Source organism: Vibrio lentus (genome assembly GCF_002875945.1).
GTDB classification, from domain to species: domain Bacteria; phylum Pseudomonadota; class Gammaproteobacteria; order Enterobacterales; family Vibrionaceae; genus Vibrio; species Vibrio apostichopi.
The window spans coordinates 1-5,808 of record NZ_MCZK01000057.1 but is presented as its reverse complement, the minus strand read 5'-3'; the positions used below and the strand labels follow the sequence as shown (position 1 = coordinate 5,808).

The 5,808-nt window shown below is 44.1% G+C and carries 4 protein-coding genes; 3 read left to right on the top strand and 1 reads right to left on the bottom strand.

Annotated elements, in window-relative coordinates:
• A partial coding sequence (locus BCT49_RS04685; RefSeq protein ID WP_133151644.1) for a DUF1097 domain-containing protein occupies positions 1-286 on the top strand: 286 nt, incomplete at its 5' end.
• A 180-nt stretch (positions 287-466) separates the two neighbouring features.
• Here the strand turns inward: BCT49_RS04685 and BCT49_RS04680 are convergent.
• Complete coding sequence (locus BCT49_RS04680) at positions 467-2,233, bottom strand: ATP-dependent endonuclease (protein WP_102434341.1); 1,767 nt, start codon at positions 2,231-2,233, stop codon at positions 467-469.
• 238 nt (positions 2,234-2,471) lie between these two features.
• Here BCT49_RS04680 and BCT49_RS04675 point away from each other — a divergent pair, with 238 nt between their 5' ends.
• Both BCT49_RS04675 and BCT49_RS04670 read left to right on the top strand, forming a co-directional pair.
• A complete protein-coding gene (locus BCT49_RS04675) occupies positions 2,472-4,211 on the top strand; it encodes a bifunctional metallophosphatase/5'-nucleotidase (protein WP_102434340.1) in 1,740 nt (579 codons plus the stop codon).
• Between the two features lie 565 nt (positions 4,212-4,776).
• On the top strand, positions 4,777-5,778 hold the full coding sequence (locus BCT49_RS04670; protein ID WP_065105712.1) for a TerC/Alx family metal homeostasis membrane protein: 1,002 nt from the start codon (positions 4,777-4,779) through the stop codon (positions 5,776-5,778).
• The last annotated feature ends 30 nt before the right edge of the window (positions 5,779-5,808 follow it).

The window sequence follows — 5,808 nt, the reverse complement described above, 5'->3', positions numbered from 1 at the left end:
ATCTAAGCGGAGAAGAGCCGAGATTCTAGGCTATGTGATTACTGCTATTGTGGCTTTCTTTATGTGTATTCAAGCGAAACAAGCGTGGCTAGGTTATATTCCAGGAACCTTTATTGGTTGTTGTGCGACGTTTGCGGCAGGTGGCGATTGGCAACTTGTCGTACCATCTTTACTGCTTGGTGGTGTATTCGGATACTTGATGAAAGCAACGGGGCTATGGCTTCACGAAAAATCGACCCAATCTTCGGAAGCGGTTGAACAACACGCTAAGCAAGCGAAGGCTTAATTCGTTAACCTGACCCTAGTTTAGTCACTGTGAACTCTTGCAAGATAACCCCCAATTAATTTGTATATCGATTTATACAGGCACACAACTTGGTGTGCCTTTTTTGGTTTTGGTTAAGCCAATCAGTTAAAAAATTTATCTGCAGAAGAACCAATAGCAGCTATCAGTTAATTAAAGCGCTTAGGTGTTGCCGTTTGCCATGGTGATGACACGCTTTAATGTCCACCTTAATAACAGCGGAATACATTCTTGCCCTTGATTCTCGCAGTGAGAAACGATCGCTAACGCAAGGTCGGGTTTCGCGTGTTTCTTGAGAACCTTAGCCACCACTTTTTTCGCTGGGATAGGGTGATCGTATGGGATCTTAACCATGTCGCGGAAAAAGTTTTCGAAGCCGTTCATATACAAGTAATGCTCGATGTCTTTATCAGGCAGCTCGGTAAGGCGATGCCTCTCTTGATCTTTCCCTAATTTAGACATCACTGTCGCGGCATATTTCTTACCTGCCGCATCGCCGTCAGTCACTACATGCCAGTCGATACCAAACTCTTGTGCAACCTTGATCAGTGCCTTAAGCCCAGATTGAGCGAATTCAATGATCTGTACACCTTCTGCTGCAAGGTTATAACCGCATTGGTTGGCTAATTCATTAAACAACCAGACTTCGGTTTCACCTTCTACCAATAGCCAACAACGAGCAAACAACGCCCCAGAACGATGGAACCGTATGTGGAACCCAATTCGTCTCAGCTCATCTTTGCTGAAGTGGTTCATGTTGAGTTGATTGGCGATGGTTTTGTCTGATTGTCGAACCAAGCGGCGAATGGATTGAAGTGGCACGGCTGCGAGTAAGTCACCACTGTTGGTCGTGAGAATTTTCTGCATGGGTAATTTCTGCATCAAACTCCAAGCCCTAGCTAGGTGCGTTGGGTGCAATCGACCTTCTGGATCTTCAAGGATCAAAAGAGGGCGCGCGCATCGTCTTAAGTCAGTCGGTCCTTTGGCTTGTAAGTATGCGTTAAGTAAACCCATGAACAGCAGACGAGTTTGTTTGTTCTTGGTTTCTTCCACAAGTTGATGAATGCTCTGATCATTGGCACCCGCTGAATAAAGTAGGCCATCCCTCTGTTTTCTTGGGTTCCGGCGAGAGTTACTCTTGAAAGAAAAGTAGTGTTCTATCAGGCTTTGCATTGAATCAAGGCTACTGCGCATCTCGCCTTTGTTTACGTGTCCTGGTATTGCCATTAAACGACGACAGGTATTATCAATGCGTTTTTCTATTCTTGCCTGACGCCCATTTCCATTTCCGTTGCCATTTCCACTAGAGTTAGCAGTGTTGCCATTGCTGGCGTGAGTACTGTTGCCATCCCCATTGGAGATGACGTTAGCGTTTCCATTAGAACCACCATTAACAACGGCATTCTGATTAATTGTTTTACTGTTGAAAGGACGATCAAAATGCCTTGCATCTCGCAAACGAATCACAGGGTGTAACGTCATTAATTCTTGAGCGAGCTTTTCAGAGTGGTGAAGCTTTAGTGGATTGCCGTCCAAACCTAAGAATGCGTAGTGAGTGGTTGTTTCATACTGCTCTAACGTCGCACTGATTCTGTAATAGATACGGTAGGTGCCAAACTCATCTTGAACCCAGATAGGTTTGAGTTTGCGGTAACGACCTGCGTTGAGTTCGCTCTTGTCGTTGGCTTTTAACGCGAGAACAATTTGAAGATGTTGAGACTGTGGATGTGAAACAGAATAATCGACATGAAAATCAGTCATTTCGAAGTGATATGGGACACCGTCTGAGGGGAGAACGACGGACAAAGCATCAAGTAAAGAAGACTTACCCCAAGTATTTTCACCAATCAGCGTGGTTAGCTCGTCAAACGCGAGTGACATACGCTTGATACCTCGAAAGCCAGAAATCTCGATTCTTTCTAGTTGCATAGGCTTACTCCTAACGGAAGGCTCTGCTAATTGTTTGAAAGCTAACAGATATCTTTAATCATAATCGAAAATTTGTTATCCGGTATGCGCATTTGTCACAAAACCCACTCTTTATTTATACGGAGCAAAACGAGATTTTTGATCTATCTTTAGTATTTTTTTGCAGTGCAGTTTCATAAAATTCACGATTCTGTCATGATTCTCAACCTAGTATGAAGGGACAAAGAGAGAAGAAAATATGACTAAAAAGAATAAGCCGACAAAAATAGTGTTGGCACACATCAACGACACCCACTCATACTTTGAACCAACCTCATTACAGCTATCACTTAAAATGAACAACCACATCATTGAACCTTATGTCAGTGCTGGTGGCTTTGCTCGAATTTCAACGCGCTTTAAGCAAATAGAGCAAGATGCCCAACGTCAAAAGCTCGGAACCTTGTTCCTGCACGCTGGAGACTGCTTCCAGGGCACGTTGTACTTTTCTCTATTCAAGGGAAAAGCCAACGCCGATTTGTTGAATGCCCTGAATATTGATGCCATGACCCTTGGCAATCACGAGTTAGACATGGGCAATGAACCAGTGGCAATTTTCGCTAAAAGAATCAAATTCCCACTGTTGGCGGGTAACTGGAATTTGTCGAATGAGGATATCAATAAAACTCATACCCTAGCGGACAACGACATTGTTAAGCCTTACCTAACTGAAACACGAAGCGCTGCTTTTATAACGAAAGAGTTTGATGGCGAGAAAGTCGCTATATTCGGCCTAAGTATCGACAAGATGGCGGGCATTGCGAACCCAGATATTGATACACCGTTTGAAAATGCGCTAGAAACGGCAAAAGCCACGATAGAGCAGATCCATCAAGCTGGTATTAACAAGATTGTGTTACTTAGCCACCTTGGTTACGAGGCTGATTTAGAACTGGCGGCCAATGTGTCTGGTATTGGTGTGATTGTTGGTGGGCACAGCCATCGCTTGCAAGGTGATTTCTCTGATATTGGCCTAGTAAAAGATGATGACTACGGCGTAAAAGTCGGTGACACCTATGTAGTGCAAGCTGGCTTCCACGCAATGAGCCTCGGACACTGTGAAATCGAATTCAACTCTGAAGGCAAAGTTACTCACTTTAATGGCAAGAATGAACTGCTTTTGGGGCGCCGACTGTTTATAGACGCTAAATTGACTGAAGTAGGGCAAGACGATGCTCACGATATGGCGTGTGAGTTTTTAAATAATCATCAGAACATTGCGGTATGTAAAAAAGATCCTGAACTGCAGAGCATTCTGACGGATAAATATCAGCCGAGAGTTAGAAAGCTGCAGCAACAAGTTATCGCTCATGCAGACACAAAACTGCGCCATGTACGTATTCCTGATGATAAAGGACCAAGCCAGCTAGCGCCTTTGGTTGCTCAGTCGTTTCATTACCTGATGAACAAGAAGGGACACGGCGTCGAATTTGCCATCCACAACTCTGGTGGTGTAAGAAACTCACTCAATAGCGGAGACGTCTCTGTTGCCGATATTGCCGGAAAACTACTACCGTTTGCCGTACCTATTGGTGTGTATGAGGTAAAAGGTGAGACGATTGCTGGCATGTTAGAAGGTGCGATTAATAACGCATTGGATAATGGTGTCGTAGGTACGGGGTCTGGCAGCTTTCCTTATACTCATAACTTGAGATTTTGCTACCACAAAGACGCGCCATTAGGACATCGTATTCATCATCTAGAAATACACTCTGAAGCATCCGGTTGGCAGCCAGTGTCTCGCGACCGAATTTACCGAGGTGCGTCATCGGCCTACACCATGAAAGGCAAAGAAGGTTATAACGCTGTCTTAGATATGATTGGTGATGGGGTTGTTACGACTGACTCAATGGCTGACTGCTTTATTGCGTTCTTACAAGAGCACCCTGAATCACTCCAACACAGTGAACCATTGAATTGCATGGAATGTTTTCGATAATCGTCCGTGCTATTTGCACTTTCTGACTGATTTATAAAATTGGCACTGTTTATGCTTTGTTGTACAGGTGACTTCCTGTGGAGGCAAAATATGGATAGGAAAGATTGGTTAGACGCAGTAGCCGTCGTTGGCTGGGTGTCTGTTTGGTCTGCGTTGGTATACTTGGTACCCACGGCTGGTTTATAGGTGAATATCATTCGTTTCAAATACCACTGAGCATTCACCCAGGGTGAACACGTGAGTGGTATTCTTAGAATCAATGTGTGTGTCATTTTGATAAAACAGCGGTAATAGAAAAAGGGGCTTTTGCTCCTTTTTTCTTTTTTAGAACAAATTTATCTAGACGAAACATAAATAGGGGAATATTATCCACGCGTTTGGGGAGTAGTTAGCGCAAGTTTACATATCGTCATCTCGTTAGGCCAAGAGTCTATCCGGTATGTAAAGGTGAAATCCCATATTTCACTTCAACGAGACCAACGCAATCACAGTCAAGATCCGTAATGGAGCTTGATATGCTTTGTTTGCGGAAGGTCTTTGTACAGTTCTTCCGCCCGGAGGAATAATGAACTCAACTCAATCTCTATTATCTACCAATAGTGAATCCTTTTTTTCATCGCCAATCATGACGACTTATGTGGGCTTTTTCCTGCTGACCGTAATTCTCGTCTCTATCGATATCTATCAAACTCGTGGTGGCAGCGTAACCATTAAGAAAGCGGCAATTTGGAGCGTTTTCTGGTTTGTTCTCGCGTTCTTGTTCGCAGGTTCTATCTACCTATTTTGGGACATCTATGCTCCAAACAGTGACTACACCGCGCAAAAAGCAACCGTGTCATTTATTACCGGTTACTTGTTAGAAAAATCATTGAGCGTAGACAACTTGTTCGTATTCGCGATGATCTTTGCTCAATACCAAGTTCCAGAGCATCTAAGACCGCGTGCGCTTCTTTGGGGTGTAATCGGTGCATTGGTGCTTCGTGCAATTATGATCGCATTAGGTGCTCAGCTGTTGGCTGAATACCACTGGGTGCTTTACGTGTTTGCGGCGTTCTTGATTGGTACTGGTATCAAACTGGCGTTAGACAAGGGTGAAGAAGAGAGTGTTAACACACTACCTGAGAAGCTACTTCGTAAAATTATGCCTGTCACCGAGGACTTCCATGGTCCTGCGTTAATGGTTAAGCAGGGCGTTAAATGGGCGTTCACTCCAATGATGTTGGTGATTGGTGCGATTGCCGTCATGGACGTGATGTTTGCACTGGATTCTATCCCAGCTATCTTTGCGGTGACACAAGAACCGTTCTTGGTACTTGCTGCAAACGTATTTGCGCTACTTGGCCTTCGCTCTCTGTACTTTGTGCTGCAAGGCATGATGGATAAGTTCATCTACTTGAAGCCAGCATTGGCATTCATTATGGTCTTCATCGGTGTGAAAATGCTATTGGTCGATAGCGAATGGGCTATCCCAACGTATTGGTCTTTAGCGGTGTTGATTTCTACCATGACGATTGCGGTTATAGCGTCGATTTATGCAAAGAAGCCAGACATTGAACAAGTAAATTAAAACAAATATAACGGCTCTTCTCCGCTTAGA